Origin of the sequence: Micromonospora haikouensis (assembly GCF_000876225.1) — a bacterium.
Taxonomy (GTDB): Bacteria; Actinomycetota; Actinomycetes; order Mycobacteriales; family Micromonosporaceae; genus Micromonospora; species Micromonospora haikouensis.
The window spans coordinates 920,972-937,913 of the sequence record NZ_JXSX01000003.1; the positions used below are offsets into that span (position 1 = coordinate 920,972).

At 74.6% G+C, this 16,942-nt stretch carries 5 protein-coding genes and 1 pseudogene; 2 read left to right on the top strand and 4 right to left on the bottom strand.

The window, feature by feature from the left end:
- Window positions 1-38 precede the first annotated feature (38 nt).
- The 3 genes from TK50_RS25625 to TK50_RS25635 form a co-directional block, all read right to left on the bottom strand.
- A complete protein-coding gene (locus TK50_RS25625) occupies window positions 39-437 on the bottom strand; it encodes a VOC family protein (RefSeq protein WP_043967813.1) in 399 nt (132 codons plus the stop codon).
- Between the two features lie 141 nt (window positions 438-578).
- Window positions 579-1,247, bottom strand: a complete 669-nt coding sequence (locus TK50_RS25630) for a hypothetical protein (RefSeq protein ID WP_052503916.1) — start codon at window positions 1,245-1,247, stop codon at window positions 579-581.
- A gap of 108 nt (window positions 1,248-1,355) precedes the next feature.
- Complete coding sequence (locus tag TK50_RS25635) at window positions 1,356-2,183, bottom strand: M23 family metallopeptidase (RefSeq protein WP_043967816.1); 828 nt, start codon at window positions 2,181-2,183, stop codon at window positions 1,356-1,358.
- A gap of 176 nt (window positions 2,184-2,359) precedes the next feature.
- Between TK50_RS25635 and TK50_RS25640 the strand changes: the two genes are divergently transcribed.
- Both TK50_RS25640 and TK50_RS25645 read left to right on the top strand, forming a co-directional pair.
- Complete coding sequence (locus TK50_RS25640) at window positions 2,360-3,904, top strand: MDR family MFS transporter (RefSeq protein ID WP_158499193.1); 1,545 nt, start codon at window positions 2,360-2,362, stop codon at window positions 3,902-3,904.
- Between the two features lie 65 nt (window positions 3,905-3,969).
- Window positions 3,970-4,842 carry an oxidoreductase gene (locus TK50_RS25645; RefSeq protein ID WP_043967818.1) on the top strand — a complete coding sequence of 291 codons (873 nt, stop codon included), beginning with the start codon at window positions 3,970-3,972 and terminating at the stop codon, window positions 4,840-4,842.
- 14 nt (window positions 4,843-4,856) lie between these two features.
- Here the strand turns inward: TK50_RS25645 and TK50_RS25650 are convergent.
- Window positions 4,857-16,676, bottom strand: a pseudogene (locus TK50_RS25650) (SDR family NAD(P)-dependent oxidoreductase); the annotation flags it as partial.
- Between the last annotated feature and the right edge of the window lie 266 nt (window positions 16,677-16,942).

Consider the following 16,942-nt stretch of genomic DNA (forward strand, 5'->3'; position numbering starts at 1 on the left):
AGGCGGTCCGACGCCGCCGGGGCCCTGGCTCCGGGGCGTCAGACGTCGGATTCGACGGCGAAGGTGTTGCCGTCCGGATCCTGGAACCAGGCGATACGTCCACCGCCGGCCCGGGCGGTGATTCCTCTGGCGTCGTGGTCGAGCTGGTCGTACCGGATGAACCCGACGCCGGCCGAGGCGAGCTCGTCGACGATCCGCTCGATGTCGTCGACATACCATGTCGCCAGCGTCGCCGGGCTCTTCCCGGCGGTGACCGACTGGTAGACGTTCAGCGCCGCCACGCCGCCGGAACCATAGACGCGGCTGCCGCCGGCGATGTCGGCGCTGGGGCCCGACCGCAGCGGCCGTAGGCCCAGTCGGCCTTCGTAGAACGCGACCGCCCGTTGTATGTCGGACACGGCGATCGAAGCTCTGAGGTGATGCGTGCTCAGCGGCATGGACCACTGTCGCACACGCAGACGCCGGGGTCAGGGCGAACCAGGCAACGCGCGAACCCCACCCCCGCAGCCGCCGACGACTGTGGAGGTGGGGCGGCGTTCCGCACGGATGCCGGCGCGCAGACCCGGTGTGGACGCGGGCTAGGAGTGCGGCTTGTCGACGTACCCGATCTCCTCCAGCTTGCCGTCGATGAGCCGGTAGGTGGCCGTCCGTTCGATCACCAGCTCGACCATCGAGGCGTCGTCGGGTCGGGTCAGGTAGACCACCTGCGCCTGGCCGGCACTGATGGTGACCTTCTCGACCGGGGTGCGGTCGCCGAGGTCGACCGTGCCGACGTAGGCCGGGGCGCCCTTGACGTTGCGCCAGAGCACGATGCCCCAGAACTTGCCCGTCCCGCCGCCGTCGAGCATGACCGCGCGCACCGCGTCGGCGGCACCGTCGCCGGTCAGGTCGCCGATCGCGCACGGCGGTTGCAGGGCGACCACCACGCCGTCCTCGCCGGCCCAGCGCCCCTCGGTCAGCGGGATCGGGTCAGGGTAGTCGTTGTATCGCACCTTCGTGCTGCCCAGCTCCGATTCGGCCACCTGGTCGCAGGTCAGCGCGGGGACCTTCGCGGGCGGTGCGGCGGTCGGCGAGACGTTGTCGTTCTCGCTGCTGCCGTCGCCGAACGGCTCTTCGGCCACCGGCGAATCCGTTGGCGTCGTGGTGCCGTCGGGGCCCGGCGCGGCGCCGTCGTTGATCTCGATCGTGCAACCGCCCGCCACGAGGACCAGGGCGAGCGCGGCCAGCGGCAGCAGCGTCCTGCGCATGTTGTTCCTTTCGATGAAGTCGGCCGCAGCGTAGTGCGCCCCCGCCACTGCCGGACTTCATCGCGTTCGGCGCGGGCCAGCCCCGGGCGCTGCGCCGGCCGAGCTACCTCAACCGATGCCGTCGACCGCGGCCCGGAGCGCACTGATCGACGGATCCCAGCTGAAGTTCAGCACGGGGATGCCGGAAGCGGCGGCGTTGCTGTCGCCGCCGAGGACCACTGCCCGCGGCTTGCCGGTGCCCTGGGGGACCACCAGGTACCAGCTGCCCTTCACGTTCGCGATGAACACTTCGTCTACCTCCTGGTCGGTGGGGTCGGGGGTGGCGGCGTCCCCGGCGTAGTTCTCGAAGTCCGCCGTGGCGCCGAAGTTCGTCGGGCTTGCGGTGTTCAGCCAGAGGCTGGTGTGCACATGCGGCCCGACGCCGTAGTCACTGCCGTTCGCCGAGGCGCCGGAGTATGCGATCGTCTGTCCGCGCGACACGCGTTGACCGGTCGAGACGGCGATCGACGAGAGGTGCAGGTGCCGGGTGTAGTTGCCGTCGTCGTGGGCCATGCCCACGACACGCCCGGTCGCGGTGGAGGTGTCGGTCTTCACGAAACGGATCGTGCCGTTCGCCGCGGCCATGACGGGCGTGCCGGTGCCGACCGCGTAGTCGGTGCCCGGCTCACCCGAGGGGGGCGTCCGGTTCCGGTGGTCCTGCCAGGAGCTCGAGATGCGGACGTTCCCGCACGGCCGCTGATAGCCGCCGGCAGCCCGGGCGGGGCCGGGCAGCAGGGCAAAGGCGGCCGACACCCCGGACGCCGCCAACGCGGCGCCCGTGATGAACCCCCGCCTCGAGAGTCCCCTCAGATAGGCGACGCCGGCGAGATCCTCCGGCCGCAGCTCGCCGTGGCTGACATCCTGCAGGTCAGGGTGAGGCTCCTCGTTGAGGATCATCAATGCAAACTAGGGCCACTTCCGGTGCGGGGCAAGGGTTTCTCCCCGGTCGGCCCGGAAGTCGCGTGCGCCCGCGGAGTCGCGGGGCGCGTCCGGGAGCGTACGTCGTGGTCGCCGCCGCGCGGCCCGCCCGACGCCCGACACGAACCCGACGTGCGTGGTCGGCACATAGTTGCGTGCTCGGCAACGTTGTGGAAGCCTCACTCAGTGTTGAGGCCGAGACGCAAGCGCTGGTTCGGGGGCGTGTGATGCTGAGAAAACGATCGACTGAACCTCGTGCGGCAGGCGGGGACGCGCCCCTGCCCAAGGAGCTGCAGAAGATCGCCGTGGTGGTCCTGGTCGGCCTTCTGCTGATGCAGCTCGATGGAACCATGGTGGGCATCGCGCTGAACACCCTCTCCGGTGAGCTCTCCGTCTCCGTGTCGACCCTCCAGTGGGTCGTGACCGGATACCTGCTCGCGCTGATGGTGGGTATGCCGATCGCGGGCTGGGCGGCCGACCGGTTCGGCACCCGCAGAATGTGGACCGTCTCGCTCGTCGTCTTCCTCGTCGGCTCGGTGCTCTGCGGCATCGCCGTCAACATCGAGACGCTGATCTTCGCGCGGGTGGTGCAGGGCCTCGGCGGCGGCATGATGGTCCCCGTCGGGCAGGCGATGCTGATGCGGGTCGCCGGCGCCGAGCACCGCGCGCGTCTGGTGGGGCTGATGGCCATCCCGGGCGTGATCGGCCCCACGCTCGGCCCCGTCGTGGGCGGCGTCATCGTCGACGACTTCAGCTGGCGGTGGATGTTCCTCATCAACATCCCGATCGGGCTGATCGCCTTCTTCCTGGCCGGCCGCAACCTGCCCAACTTCAAGGAGGAGGCCAGCGCCGCGCTGGACGTGCTCGGCGTGGTGCTGCTGGTGCCCGGCCTGGTGGCCGTGGTCTTCGGCCTCTCCCGGGCGGCCGCCGGCGGCCTCGGCGACCCCCTGGTCGTCGCCCCGCTCGTCACGGGCGTCGTGCTGATCGCCGGATTCATCCTGCACGCCGCCCGGCCGAACATCGAGGCCCTGGTGTCGATGCGGCTGTTCAAGTACAAGAACTTCGCGGCGGCCAGCGCGTTGACGTTGCTGGCGGCGCTCACGATGGGCGCCGGGATCGTGCAGCCGCTGTTCCTGCAGCAGGTGCACGGCGAGAGCCCGATGGGCGCCGGCCTTCTGCTGGTCGGGTTCGGTGTGGGCTCGGCGCTCACCTCCGTCGTGCTCAGCCGCGTGTTCAACCGGCTCGGCGCGAGGCTGGTGGGGACCGTCGGCCTGGCCCTGACCTTCACCGGAACGGTCGCGTTCACGCAGTTCTACGCCAGCACCGGGCGGGTGTTCATCGTGCTCGCCATGCTCCTGTCCGGGGTGGGGCTCGCGATGGTCACCCTGACCATGTCGACGGCCCTCTACGTCGGGCTGCCGCCGCAGCAGATCGCCCGCGCCACCGGCGCCTCGCGGATCGTCCAGCAGCTCGGCCTCTCGACCGGCACGGCGGTGATCAGCCTGGTGCTGCAGATCCAGCTGACCAAGCAGACCGCCGGGTCCGGCCTGGACAGTCTCGCGAACGCCTACCACCACGCGTTCTGGTGGAGTGCCGGCTTCCTCGCGCTCGCGATCGTGCCGGCGCTGCTGTTGCCCGGGCGGATCCCGGCGACCCCCGGTGCCCAGGACAAGAAGGTTGCCCAGGCGCAACCCGCGTGAGCGGGACCGGGATGGCGTCACCGGTCTTCTCGACATCTCGTTGATCTGGAAAGGAAAACAGGAACATGACTGCGAACTCCATCACGGCCGAGGCCGCCGGGACGCTGACGCTCGGCGGTGACCTGCCCGTGCGCCGGCTCGGCTTCGGCGCGATGCGGCTGGCGTTCGGCGGCTCCGTGCGCGATCCCGAGACTGCCGCCACGGTGCTGCGCAGCGCGGTCGACAGCGGGGTGAACCACATCGACACCGCCGGCTTCTACGGGTTCGGTGACCTCCACTCGCACGAGGTCATCCGGCAGGCGCTCTTCCCGTACCCCGCCGATCTGGTGATCGCCACCAAGGTGGGCCCGGTGATCGAGGGCGGGGTCGTGCCGACCGCGGAGGCCAAGCCCGACCAGCTCCGCCAGCTCGTCGAGGAGGACCTGCGCCGTCTCGGGGTGGACCGCCTCGACCTGGTCTACCTGCGGGTGGGCGGCGCGACGGCGGCACCGGGCGGCGTGTCGATCGGGGACCGCTTCGCGGCCCTCGCGCAGCTTCGCGAGGAGGGCCTCATCCGGCATCTCGGCGTGAGCAACGTCGACGCGGAGCAGCTTGCCGAGGCGCAGGCCATCGCCCCGGTCGCGGCCGTGCAGAACCAGTTCCACGTGCACTTCCGTGGCGACTCCGAGCTCGTCGCCCAGTGCGCGAAGGACGGCATCGCGTACGTGCCGTTCTTCCCGGTCGGCGGCGGTGGCGCGCCCATCGACCACGACCGGCTCAAGGCCGTCGCGGAGCGCCACGGAGCGACGACCCGGCAGGTCGCGCTCGCGTGGCTGCTCGCCGTGTCGCCGGCGATCCTGGCCATCCCCGGCACCAGCGTGCTGGACCACCTCACCGAGAACATCGCGGCGGCCGGCCTTGCCCTCACCGACGAGGACATGGCCGCCCTGTCCGAGTAACGCAACCGCGGGAGTCACGCCTGCCGGAACTCCCGGTCGATCAGGTCCATCAGCTCGTCCGCCGAGGCCGCCCCGATCATGGCGCCCTCGGCGGCGCGCTGTTCGGCCTCGTCCACGGGGTCGGGGCCCAGGGCCAGCAGCCGCAGCCGGTGGTCGATCAGGTCCCGGGTGGCGTCCCCGGGAAGCGCCGCGAGGGCTGCCTCCAACCGGTCCAGGTGTTCGAGGACGGCCTCCGCGGGTGACGGCTGCGGCGGAACCAGGCGCTGCCGCACGTGGTCCGCGAGAGCCCCCACCGTCGGGTAGTCGAAGACGAGCGTGGCGGGCAGCGGCAGGCCGGTCGCCCGGCGCAGCCGGTTACGCAGCTCGAGCGCCGTGAGGGAGTCGAACCCCAGGTCCTGGAACGGACGGTCGGTGGCGATGTCGCCCGGCGACCCGTGCCCCAGGACCGCGGCCAGGTGACCCCGCAGCATCTCGACCGTGACGGCCCGCTGCTCGTCGTCGTCGCGTCCGGCGAGGCGGGCCGCGAGGTCCGGTTCGGCGCTCTCGGCCCGGCGGCGCGGCACCCGGACCAGGTCGCGCAGCACCGGGGGCAGCGCGTCGGCGACGGCCTGGGCGCGCAGTTCACGCAGGTGCAGCCGGGCCACGACGACGGTGGACAGGTCGGCGTCGAGGACACGGTCGAAGCAGGCGAGCGCCTCGTCGGTGGGCAGCGGGACGAGCCCACGGCGAGCCGCGCCGCCGTGCCGGCCCTCGTCGAGTCCACCGGTCAGCGCGCTCTTCTGCTGCCACGGACCCCACGCCAGGGACACGGCCGGAAGGCCGAGGGCGTGCCGGTGCCGGGCGAGCCCGTCGAGGAAGCTGTTGGCTGCGGCGTAGTTGGCCTGGCCCGGCGCGCCCAGGACGCCCGCGGCGGAGGAGAACAGGACGAACGCCGAGAGATCGAGGTCCCGCGTCAGCTCGTGCAGGTTCCAGGCGGCGTCGACCTTCGGGCCCAGCACCGTGTCGAGCCGCTCGGGGGTGAGGGACGGCACCGTGGCGTCGTCGAGGGTCCCGGCGGCGTGGACCACGCCCGTGAGCGGGTGCTCGCCGGGTATCGCCGACAGCACCCGGGCGAGCGCGGCGCGGTCCGTGGTGTCGCAGGCCGCGACGGTGACGCTCGCGCCGAGAGCGGACAGCTCGGTCGCCAGCTCGGGCGCGCCCGGCGCGTCCAGGCCGCCGCGGCTGACCAGCACGAGATGTCCGACCCGGTGCGCGGTGACGAGGTGCCGGGCGACGAGGCCGCCGAGCGTGCCGGTGCCACCGGTGATCAGCACCGTGCCGCCCGGCCGGAAGGCAGCCGCGAGCGCGGGCCGGGCGTCGGCCCCGCCGGGCGCGTCGTCCGTCGCCGACCACCAGGCCAGGCGAGGCACGTACGCCCTGCCGTCGCGGACCGCCGACTGCGGTTCCCCGGTCGCGATCACCGCGGCGACCGCCTGCTCCGTCGCGGTGGCGTCGACGTCGACGAGCTGGAAGCGCCCCGGATTCTCCGCCTGCGCGCTGCGGACGAGGCCCCAGACGGCGGCCGCCGCGAGATCCGTCACCGGCTCCTGCTCGGTGATGCCGGTCGCGCCCCGGGTGACCAGGGCGAGCGACGACCCGGCGAAGGTGTCGTCCGCGAGCCACTCCTGCACGGTGTGCAGGGTCCGGTGCGTGGCGAGGTGCGCCTGCGCCGCCGGGTCGGCTCCCGCGCCGTCCGGGACGGACACGACCACGACCGGGGGCACCGGGGCACCGCCGGCGAGCGCCGCGCGCAGGTCGTCCAGGGTGGCGTGCCGAGGAGCGGAGACCTGGTCGACGGCGGTCGCCCCGACGAAGACCAACGGCTGGGCGGGGGCCGCCGGCGCTGTCGCCTCGACCCACCGCCACCGCAGCGTCGGTTCGCGGTCGCGGGCCGCTGCGCCGAGATCGCCGCGCAGGGGGCGCATGCGCAGCGCGCTGATCCGCCCGGCCGGCCGGCCCTCGGCGTCGGCCAGGTCGAGGCTGACCGCCTGGTCGGCGGAGGACCTGATCCGGACGCGGAGCGCCCTGCCCACGGTCGCCTCCAGCGAGAGCCCGGTCCAGGAGAACGGCAGCAACGCCGCGGTGCCGGCCGCCTCCCGCGCCCGCGCCGGGTCGGCCATCAGCGTGTGCAGGGCCGCGTCGAGCAGCGCGGGATGGACGCCGAAACCCTCGACGTCCACCTCCTCCGGCAGGGTCACCTCGGCGCAGAGCTCGTCGCCGTGCCGCCAGGCCGCCCGCAGGCCCTGGAAGGCCGGGCCGTAGAGCTGGCCCTTGGCGAGGAACCGGTCGTACACGGCGTCGAGGTCGAGGCGCTCGGCGCCCGGCGGCGGCCAGGCCGTCAGCCCCTCGGCGGCCGGCGGCGCGGTGGCGGTCAGCGTGCCGCTGGCGTGCAGGGTCCAGTCCGCGTCGTCGTCCTCGGACTCCGGTCGCGCATGCACCGTGAGCTGCTGTGTCCCGTTCTCCTCGGCGGCGACCACCAGCTGCAGCCGCACCCCGCCCTGCTCGGGCAGCACCAGCGGCGCGAGTAGCGTGAGCTCGTCGACGGCGGCGCCGCCCGCCAGGTGCGCCGCGTACAGCGCCAGTTCGACGAAGGCGGTTCCGGGCACGACCACCACGTCCTCGACGCGGTGGTCCGCGAGCCAGGGATGGGTACGCAGCGAGACCCGGCCGGTGAAGATCCGCTGACCGTCCGCGGCGACCGACAGCCCCGCGGCGATCAGGGGGTGCCCCGTGTCGTCCAGGCCGGCCGACGTGACGTCGCCCGTCGCGGTCTGCGCCTTCAGCCAGTAGTGGCCACGTTGGAACGGGTAGGTCGGCAGGTCGAGCCGAGTGGATCCACGGGGCAGCACCGTCGTCCAGTCCACCGGCGCGCCGTGGACGTGGGCCCTGGCGAGGGCGGCCAGCACCTCCCGGGCGCCGTCCTGGTCGCGGCGCAGCGTCCCGCCGACCTGGCCCGTACGGCCGGCGCGCTCCAGCGACTGCTCGATGCCCACGGCCAGCACGGGATGCGGGCTGGCCTCGACGAACAGGTGGTGACCGGCGTCGAGCAGGGCCTCGGTCGCCGCGGCGAACCGGACCGTGTGCCGCAGGTTCCGGAACCAGTAGCCGGCGTCCAACTCGGTGGTGTCCACCGGCGCTCCGGTGAGCGTCGAGTAGAACGGCACGGTGCCGGCGCGCGGCTGGACCGGCCCGAGAGCGTCCAGCAGCTCGGCGCGGATCGCGTCGACGTGCGGGCTGTGCGAGGCGTAGTCGACGGGGATGAGCCGGGCGCGGACGCCGTCGGCCGCGCAGCGGGCCACGAAGTCGCCCACGGCGGTGACGTCGCCGGCCACCACGCAGTCGTGCGGTCCGTTGACCGCCGCGAGGTGGACGTCGCCGGCCTCCGGAAGCCGCGCGGTGGTCTCCTCCGCCGACAGGGACACCGAGGCCATCGCGCCCAGGCCGGCGATCCGGGTGAGGATCCGGCTGCGCAGCGCCACGACGCGGGCGGCGTCGTCGAGGGACAGCGCACCGGCGACGTACGCGGCGGCGATCTCGCCCTGGGAGTGCCCGACGACCGCGTCCGGCACGACGCCCGCGGCCCGCCAGAGCGCGGCCAGCGACGTCATGACCGCGAACAGGGCGGGCTGCACGACGTCCACGCGGCCCAGGTCGGCCGAGCCGGGTGCGCCCCGAAGCACGTCGAGCAGCGACCAGTCGGTGTGCCGGTCGATCGCCTCGGCGCAGGCCCGCAGGTGCTCGGCGAACACCGGCGACTGCTCCAGCAGGTCGAGCGCCATGCCCGTCCACTGCGAGCCCTGCCCGGGGAACACCAGGACGGTCCGCGCGGGGCCGGTGGGCGTGTCCGCCCGGACGACCGCGGGATGCGACTCACCGGCGGCCACGGCGTCCAGCCCGGCCAGCAGCTCGTCCCGGTCACCGCCGAGGACGACGGCACGGTGGTCGAAGGTCGTGCGCGCCGTCGCCAGGCTCCAGGCCACGTCGGCGTCCCGCGTGGCGTCGTGCTCCCGGACGTACGAGGCGATGCCGGCGGCCTGCTGCCGGAGGGCGGCCGGGGTCCGCGCCGAGACGAGCCACGCGAGGGGGGTGGGGTCGCCGCCGGGGCGGCCGGGCGACAGGGCGGCGGGCGTCGCCGCCACCTCCGGCGCGGGGGCGCGGCGGCCGTCGGCGTCCTCCGGCTGCTCCAGGATGACGTGGGCGTTGGTGCCGCTGATGCCGAACGCGGACACCCCGGCGCGCCGGGGCCGCCCGGTCTGCGGCCACGGGGCGGTCTCGGTCAGCACCGCGACGCCGCTGTCCGCCCACTCGACGTGCGGGGTGGGCGCATCGACGTGCAGCACGGCGGGGAGGAGGCCGTGCTCGATCGCCTGCACCATCTTGATCACGCCCGCCACCCCGGCGGCCTGCTGGGTGTGGCCGATGTTGGACTTGACGGAGCCGATCCACAGGGGACTGTCGTCGGAGCGGGCCCGTCCGTACGTGGCGATGAGCGCCTGCGCCTCGATGGGGTCGCCGAGGGTGGTGCCGGTGCCGTGTGCCTCCACCGCGTCCACGTCGGCGTGGCCGAGTCCGGCGTTCGTCAGGGCCTGGTCGATCACCCGCTGCTGGGCGGGTCCGTTCGGCGCCGTCAGGCCGTTGCTGGTGCCGTCGGAGTTGACCGCGCTGCCCCGGACGACCGCCAGCACCCGGTGGTTGTTGCGCCGCGCGTCCGACAGCCGCTCCACCAGCAGCAGGCCCACGCCCTCGGAGAAGACGGTGCCGTCGGCGGCGGCCGCGAACGGCTTGCAGTGGCCGTCCGGCGCGAGGCCGCGCTGGCGGCTGAAGCCGACGAACACGCTGGGCGAGGGCATCACGGTGGCCCCGCCCGCCAGGGCCAGGTCGCACTCGCCGTTGCGCAGCGCCTGCACGGCCAGGTGCAGGGACACCAGCGACGAGGAGCAGGCGGTGTCGACGGTGACGGCCGGGCCTTCGAGGCCCAGCGCGTAGGCGATGCGGCCGGACGCGACGCTGCTCGACGCGCCGGTCAGCAGGTAGCCCTCGACCGCCTCGGCGGCCCGCGACGCCCCGCCCGGGTATCCGTAGGAGGTCATGCCGACGAAGACGCCCGTGCGGCTGTGCCGCAGCGACTCGGGCCGGATCCCGGCGCGTTCGAGGGTCTCCCACGCGGTTTCCAGGAGCACCCGCTGCTGCGGGTCGGTGCCGAGCGCCTCGCGGGGGCTCATGCCGAAGAACTCCGCGTCGAAGTGCCCGGCCCCGTCGAGGAAGCCGCCGCGGTCGACGTAGGTGGTGCCCGCGTGGTCCGGGTCGGGGTGGAAGAGCCGGTCGAGGTCCCAGCCGCGGTCCTGCGGGAACGTCGACACGTGCTCGCCGCCGGAGACCACGACGTCCCAGAGGTCCCGCGGCGACCGGATGCCGCCGGGGAACCGGCAGGCCATCCCGACGATCACGATCGGATCGCCGGCCTCCCGCGTCGTCACCGCCCGGGCCGTGGCCGTGCGGTCCTGCCCGCTCACCCGCTCGTGCAGGTGGCCGGCGAGCGCCGCCGCATGGGGGTAGTCGAAGATCAGGGTGGCGGGCAGGCGCAGGCCGGTCTCGGCGTTGAGGCGGTTGCGCAGCTCCACCGCCGTGAGCGAGTCGAACCCGATCTCCTGGAACGGACGCCGTGGGTCGATGGTCTGCGGCGCCGGGTGGTTCAGGACGGCGCCGACGTTGTCGCGGACGAGGTCCAGCAGCAGGGCCTGTTGTTCCGCCTCGGTACGACCGGCCAGCTCCCGCTGCAGCGCGCCCTGGCGGGCGGCGCGCCCGCCGACCTGGCGGCGGGTGGGGTGCAGGAAGCCGCGCAGCACGGCGGGGGCCGCCCGGGTGTCGGCGGCCGCCCGTACCGCACCGAGGTTGATGCCGGCGGGGACCAGGTCCGGTCGGCCGCCGTCGAGCCCGACGTCGAACAGGGCGAGGGCCTCGGCGTCGGACATCGTGGTGAGCAGGCTGTGCGCGACGGCGTGCCGCTTGTCGTCGAAGAGTTCGGCGGTGATGCCGCTGGCGCTCTGCCACAGCCCCCAGGCGAGCGAGACGGCGGGCAGACCCCGGGCGTGCCGGTGGGCCGCGAGCGCGTCGAGGTAGGTGTTGCCGGCCGCGTAGTTGGCCTGGCCGGGGTTGCCCAGGGTGCCGGCGAGCGAGGAGAAGAGCACGAACGCGCTGAGGTCGTGTTCGGCGGTGAGCTCGTGCAGCTGCCACGCCGCGTCGGCCTTGGGCCGCAGCACCGGGTCGAGCTGCCAGGGCTCCAGCACGGTGACGGCGGCGTCGTCGGTGACCCCCGCCGAGTGGACGACGGCGGTGAGCGGGTGCTCCGGCGGGATCTCGTCGAGCAGCCGGCGCAGGTCCTCGCGGTCGGCCACGTCGCAGGCGCGGACGACGACGTCGGCGCCCAGCCCGGCCAGCTCGGCCTGCAACCGCGTGGCGCCGTCGGCCTCGATGCCGCGCCGGCTCACCAGCAGCAGGTGCCGCACGCCGTGCGCGGTGACCAGGTGCCGCCCGACCGCCGCCCCGAGGGTGCCGGTGCCGCCGGTGACCAGGACCGTGCCGTCGGCGTCGAGCGGGCGCGCGACGGTGAGCACCAGCTTGCCGGTGTGCCGGGCCTGGCTCATCAGCCGGAACGCCTGGGGGGCCTGCCGGACGTCGAAGGCCGTGACCGGCAGCGGGGTCAGCGCGCCCTGCGCGAACAGCCGGCCCAGGTCGGCCAGCATCCGCTGGACGTGGTCGGGGCCGCTCTCCACCGTCTCGAAGGCCCGGTACGCGACGCCGGGATGCCGGGCCGCCACCTCGGCCGGGTCACGCACGTCGGTCTTGCCCAGCTCCAGGAAGCGCCCGCCGCGGGGCATCAGCCGCAGCGAGGCGTCCACGAACTCGCCGGCGAGCGAGTCGAGGACGACGTCGAAGCCGTCCCCGCCGGTGGCGGCGCGGAACGTCTCCTCGAAGGCGAGGGTCCGCGAGTCGGCGACGTGCCGCGCGTCGAAGCCCATCGCGTGCAGGGTGCCCCACTTCGGGGTGCTGGCGGTGGCGTAGGTCTCGGCGCCCCAGTGGCGGGCCAGCTGGACCGCCGCCATGCCGACGCCGCCGGTGGCGGCGTGGACCAGCAGCCGCTGGCCGGGCCGCAGGTCGGCGAGGTCCCGCAGGGCGTAGTAGGCGGTGAGGAACGCGACCGGCGCCGCGGCGGCCTGCACGAACGTCCAGCCGGCCGGCACGCGGGTCAGCGCCCGGCGGTCGGCGACCGCGACCGGTCCGACGGCCCCGTCGCTGAACAGTCCCATCACCGCGTCGCCGGGGGCCAGGTCCGTCACGCCCGCGCCGGTGTCGAGGACGACACCGGCGGCCTCGCTGCCGATGAGCGCCTCGCCGGGGTACATGCCGAGCGCGATCAGCACGTCGCGGAAGTTCATCCCGGCGGCCCGGACCGCCACCCGCACCTCGCCGTCGGCCAGCGGCTGCCGGTCGGCGGCGCAGGGTTCCAGGACCAGGTTGTCGAGGGTGCCGGGGCCGCTGCTGGACAGCCGCCACGCGGTGGCGTCGGCGGGCGGGACGGCCATGGCCTCGGCGTCGGCGTGGATCAGGCGCGCCGCGTACGCCTCGCCGTCGCGCAACGCGAGCTGCGGCTCGCCGGAGGCCAGCGCCGCCCGCAGCCGGCGCAGCGAGCTCTCCCGGCCGTCCACGTCCACCAGGTGGAACTGGTCGGGCTGCTCCAGTTGGGCCACGCGCAGGAACCCCCACGCCGGTGCGGCGGCCAGGCCGGTGACGTGGTCGCCGGCGCGCGCGGCGACCGCCCGTTCGGTGACGACGACCAGCCGGCTCTGCTCCAGCCGTTCGGCGGCGAGCCACCGCCGCACCAGATCGTGGACCCAGTGCGTGGTCGCGTGGGCCCCCGACGGCGGGTCGGCGTCGGCCGCCGGGGCGGGGGCGAACGCGACCACGGTGCCCGGAACCGGTGCTCCGGCGTCGACCGCCGGCCACCACGACTCGGGGTCGGCGACCACCCGGAGGTCGCCGCCGAGCCACTCGACGGGATGCGGCGGCGCGCCGAGGACCAGCCAGTCGCCGTCCTGCTCGGCCTCGGTGCCCGCGGTCACCGGCTGCCAGGAGAGCCGGTAGAGCGAGCTGCGCCGGGCGGCGCTGGCGGCGGTGCGCCCGGCGGAGAGCGGACGTACGGTCAGCGCCTCCACCGACGCGACCGGAAGCCCCGACTGGTCCATGACGGACACGCTGACGGTGTCGGGTCCCTCCGGGCGCAGCCGGACCCGCACGGCGGTGGCGCCGACGGCGTGCACGGACACGCCGCGCCACGCGAACGGCAACCGGGTCCGGCCGTCGTGTTCGCCGCCGGACAGCGCGGTGGCGTGCAGCGCGGCGTCGAACAGGGCGGGGTGCAGGGCGAACCCCCGGGCGTCGACGTCGTCGGGCAGCTCCACCTCGGCGTACAGGTCGCCGCCGAGTCCCCAGGCGGCCCGGAGCCCGCGGAAGACCGGGCCGTACGCCAGGCCGATGTCGCTCAGCCGCGGGTAGACCTCGGCGGTGTCCAGGCGGGTCGCCCCGGCCGGCGGCCACACCTCGACCGGAGCGGGCGTCGGGGCGACCTGCGGGAGCAGGAGGCCCGTCGCGTGGCAGACCCACGGGGCGTCGTCGGCGTCGTCGTCGTGCTCCGCCCGGGAGTGGATGGTGACCGGGCGCTCCCCGTCGGCTGCTGCCGCGCCGACCAGCACCTGGATCTGCACCGCGTCGCGTTCGGCCACGACCAGCGGCGTCTGCAGGGTCAGCTCGGCGAGCTGGCCGCACCCGACGCGGTAGGCGGCGTGCAGGCCCAGCTCGACCAGGGCGGTCGCGGGGACGATCACCTCGCCGTGCACGGCGTGGTCGGCGAGCCACGGGTGGGTACGCAGGGACAGCCGGCCGGAGAACAGGTGACCGCCCCCGTCGGCCAGCATGGTCTCGGCGGCCAGCAGCGGGTGGCCGGCCGAGCCCAGCCCGGCCGACCGGACGTCGCCGCCGGTCTGCACCCCGTCGGGCCAGTACCGGTGCCCGACGAAGGGGTAGGTGGGCAGGTCGACCGGGGTCACGTCGCGCCGGGGCAGGACGGTCGCCCAGTCCGGGGTCGCGCCGTGGACGTGGGCCTGGGCCAGCGAGTGCAGCAGCCGGTCCGGGCCGCCGTGGTCGCGGCGCAGCGTGCCGTGGGCGGTCGCCGGCGTTCCGCTGTCGTCGATGGTCTCCTGCAGCGGTGTGGTCAGCACCGGGTGCGGGCTGACCTCGATGAACAGGGTGTGGCCGTCGGCCAGCAGGGCCCGGACGGCGGGTTCGAGCGCGACGGGCTGCCGCAGGTTGCGGTACCAGTAGGTCGCGTCGAGCGAGCCCGTGTCGGCCGGCGCGGCGGTGACGGTGGAGTAGAACGCGATGTCGGCCGGTACGGGGGTGATCCCGGCGAGGGCCGCCTCCAGTCGTTCGCGCAGCGGCTCGACGGCCGCGGTGTGCGAGGCGTAGTCGACGGGGATCAGCCGGGCCTGCACCCCGTCGGCCTCGCAGGCCCGGACGAGGTCGTGCAGTTCGTCGGGGGGCCCGGCCACCACGGTCGAGCCGGGCGCGTTGACCGCGGCGATGCTCAGCCCGTCCCGGCCGGGATGCCGGAGCAGGCTCTCGACGTCGGCCGCGGGCAGCGGCAGCGACGCCATGCCGCCCGTGCCGGCCAGGTCGAGCAGCAGTCGGCTGCGCAGCGCGACGATCGTCGCGGCGGCGTCGAGGGGCAGCGCGCCGGCGATGTGGGCCGCCGCGATCTCCCCCTGCGAGTGGCCCACGACCGCGTCCGGGCGTATCCCGGCGGCCTGCCAGACCCGGGCGAGCGACACCATGACGGCGAACAGGGCGGGTTGGACCACGTCGACCCGGTCCAGGGCGGGCGCGCCGGGGACGCCGTGCAGGACGTCCAGCAGGGACCAGTCGGTGTGCGGGGCGAGCGCGTCGGCGCAGGCCCGCAGGTGCTCACGGAAGACGGTGCAGCTCTCGGACAGCTCGACGGCCATCCGGTCCCACTGCGAGCCCTGCCCGGGGAAGACGAACACGGTCCTCGCCGCCGCGCCGTGCCCACTCGCCACGGACGCCGCCGGCCTGCCGTCGGCGATGGCGGCGAGCCCGGCCAGCAGCTCCTCGGCGGTGTCGGCGACGACGGCCGTGCGGTGCTCGTGGTGTTCGCGTTCGAACGCCAGCGCGTGGCCGATGTCGGCGAGCCGGTCGTCGGGCCGGGCGGTCGCGAACTCCCGCAGCCGCGCGGCCTGCCGGCGCAGGGCCTCCTCGCTCCTGGCGGAGAGCAGCCAGGGCAGCGTGCCGCCGGTGAGCAGCGCTCCGGCCGGGGCCGCGCGGTCCGGGGCGGGTTGCGGTGCCGGCCGGGGCGGTGCGGCCTCCAGCACCAGGTGGGCGTTGGTGCCGCCCACCCCGAAGGACGACACGGCCGCCCGGCGCGGACGGCCGGTCTCGGGCCACGGCCGCGCCTCGCCGAGCAGGCTCACCTGCCCGGAGTCCCAGTTCACGTGCGGCGTGGGCGCGTCGATGTGCAGGGTGCGCGGCAGCAGCCCGTGCTGGAGGGCCAGCACCATCTTGATCACTCCGGCCACGCCGCCGGCGCCCTGCGGGTGGCCGATGTTGGACTTGACCGAGCCCAGCCACAGCGGCTGGCCCGTGGGCCGGTCCTGCCCGTACGTGGCCAGGAGCGCCTGTGCCTCGATGGGGTCGCCCAGCGTCGTGCCGGTGCCGTGTGCCTCGACGGCGTCGATGTCGCCGGGGGTGAGCCGGGCGTCGGCCAGCGCGAGTTCGATCACCCGTTGCTGCGACGGGCCGTTCGGCGCGGTGAGCCCGTTGCTGGCGCCGTCGGAGTTGACCGCCGACCCGCGCAGCACGGCCAGGACCCGGTCGCCGTCGCGGTGGGCGTCGGACAGCCGGCGCAGCATCAGCATGCCGACGCCCTCGCCCCAGCCGATGCCGTCGGCCGCCGCCGCGAACGGCTTGCACCGCCCGTCCGGCGCCAGGCCGCGCTGCCGGCTGAACTCGGTGAACCAGGCCGACGTGGCCATGACGGTGACGCCACCGGCCAGCGCCCGGTCGCACTCGCCGTTGCGCAGTGCCCGGACGGCCAGGTGCAGCGCCACCGCCGAGGTGGAACAGGCGGTGTCCACCGTGACGGCGGGGCCTTCGAGCCCGTACGCGTACGCGATCCGCCCGGACATGATGCTGGCCTGCGTGCCGGTCAGGACGTAGCCCTCGACCTGCGCCATGGCGGGCAGCAGGCTCATGTTGTAGGTCTGGCCGATGCTGCCGACGAACACGCCGGTACGCGTGCCGCGCAGCCGCGCCGGGGGGATGCCGGCCCGCTCCAGGGTCTCCCAGGTGACCTCGAGCAGTTGGCGCTGCTGCGGGTCCATCGCCAGGGCCTCGCGCGGGCTGATCCCGAAGAACTCGGCGTCGAAGCGGTCGGCGTCGGCGAGGAACGCCCCCTCGCGGGTGTAGCTCTTGCCCACCGCGTCGGGGTCGGGGTCGTAGATGTCCTCGATGTCCCAGCCGCGGTCCGTGGGCACCCGGGTGACGGCGTCCCGCTCGGCCACGAGCAGCTCCCACAGCTGTTCGGGGGAGCCCACGCCACCGGGGAAGCGGCATCCCATGGACACGACCGCGATCGGTTCGCGCCCACGGTCCTCGACCTCCTGCAGCCGCCGGCGGGCCTGGCGCAGACCGGTCGTGGTCCGCTTCAGGTACTCGCGCAGCTTCGCCTCGTTCGCCATCGGGTCGAGCTCGGCCGACTCAGAACTCATCCACGCCTCGCACGGGACTCGAAATGATTGCATAACGGCGTCGCGCTGGGCGGGCGCCAGCGGCAAGAATGGCACCGGATTCTAACGGTCGGCTTGGTCGCCGCTAAATTGCGGAATCGCCGCCGACGAATTCCGGGCGGCTGGTTGCCGAGGTCCGGGGCGGTCCCGGCGGTTCTGCATCGGCGGGCCATCGGGTGTCCGACCGGCCCGCCGGATCCGTACGG

Excerpts from the sequence above, each read along its gene's own strand:
- TK50_RS25635 (WP_043967816.1), bottom strand. The coding sequence starts at position 2,183 with ATGATCCTCAACGAGGAGCCTCACCCTGACCTGCAGGATGTCAGCCAC.
- TK50_RS25645 (WP_043967818.1), top strand. The coding sequence starts at position 3,970 with ATGACTGCGAACTCCATCACGGCCGAGGCCGCCGGGACGCTGACGCTC.
- TK50_RS25625 (WP_043967813.1), bottom strand. The coding sequence starts at position 437 with ATGCCGCTGAGCACGCATCACCTCAGAGCTTCGATCGCCGTGTCCGAC.
- TK50_RS25630 (WP_052503916.1), bottom strand. The coding sequence starts at position 1,247 with ATGCGCAGGACGCTGCTGCCGCTGGCCGCGCTCGCCCTGGTCCTCGTG.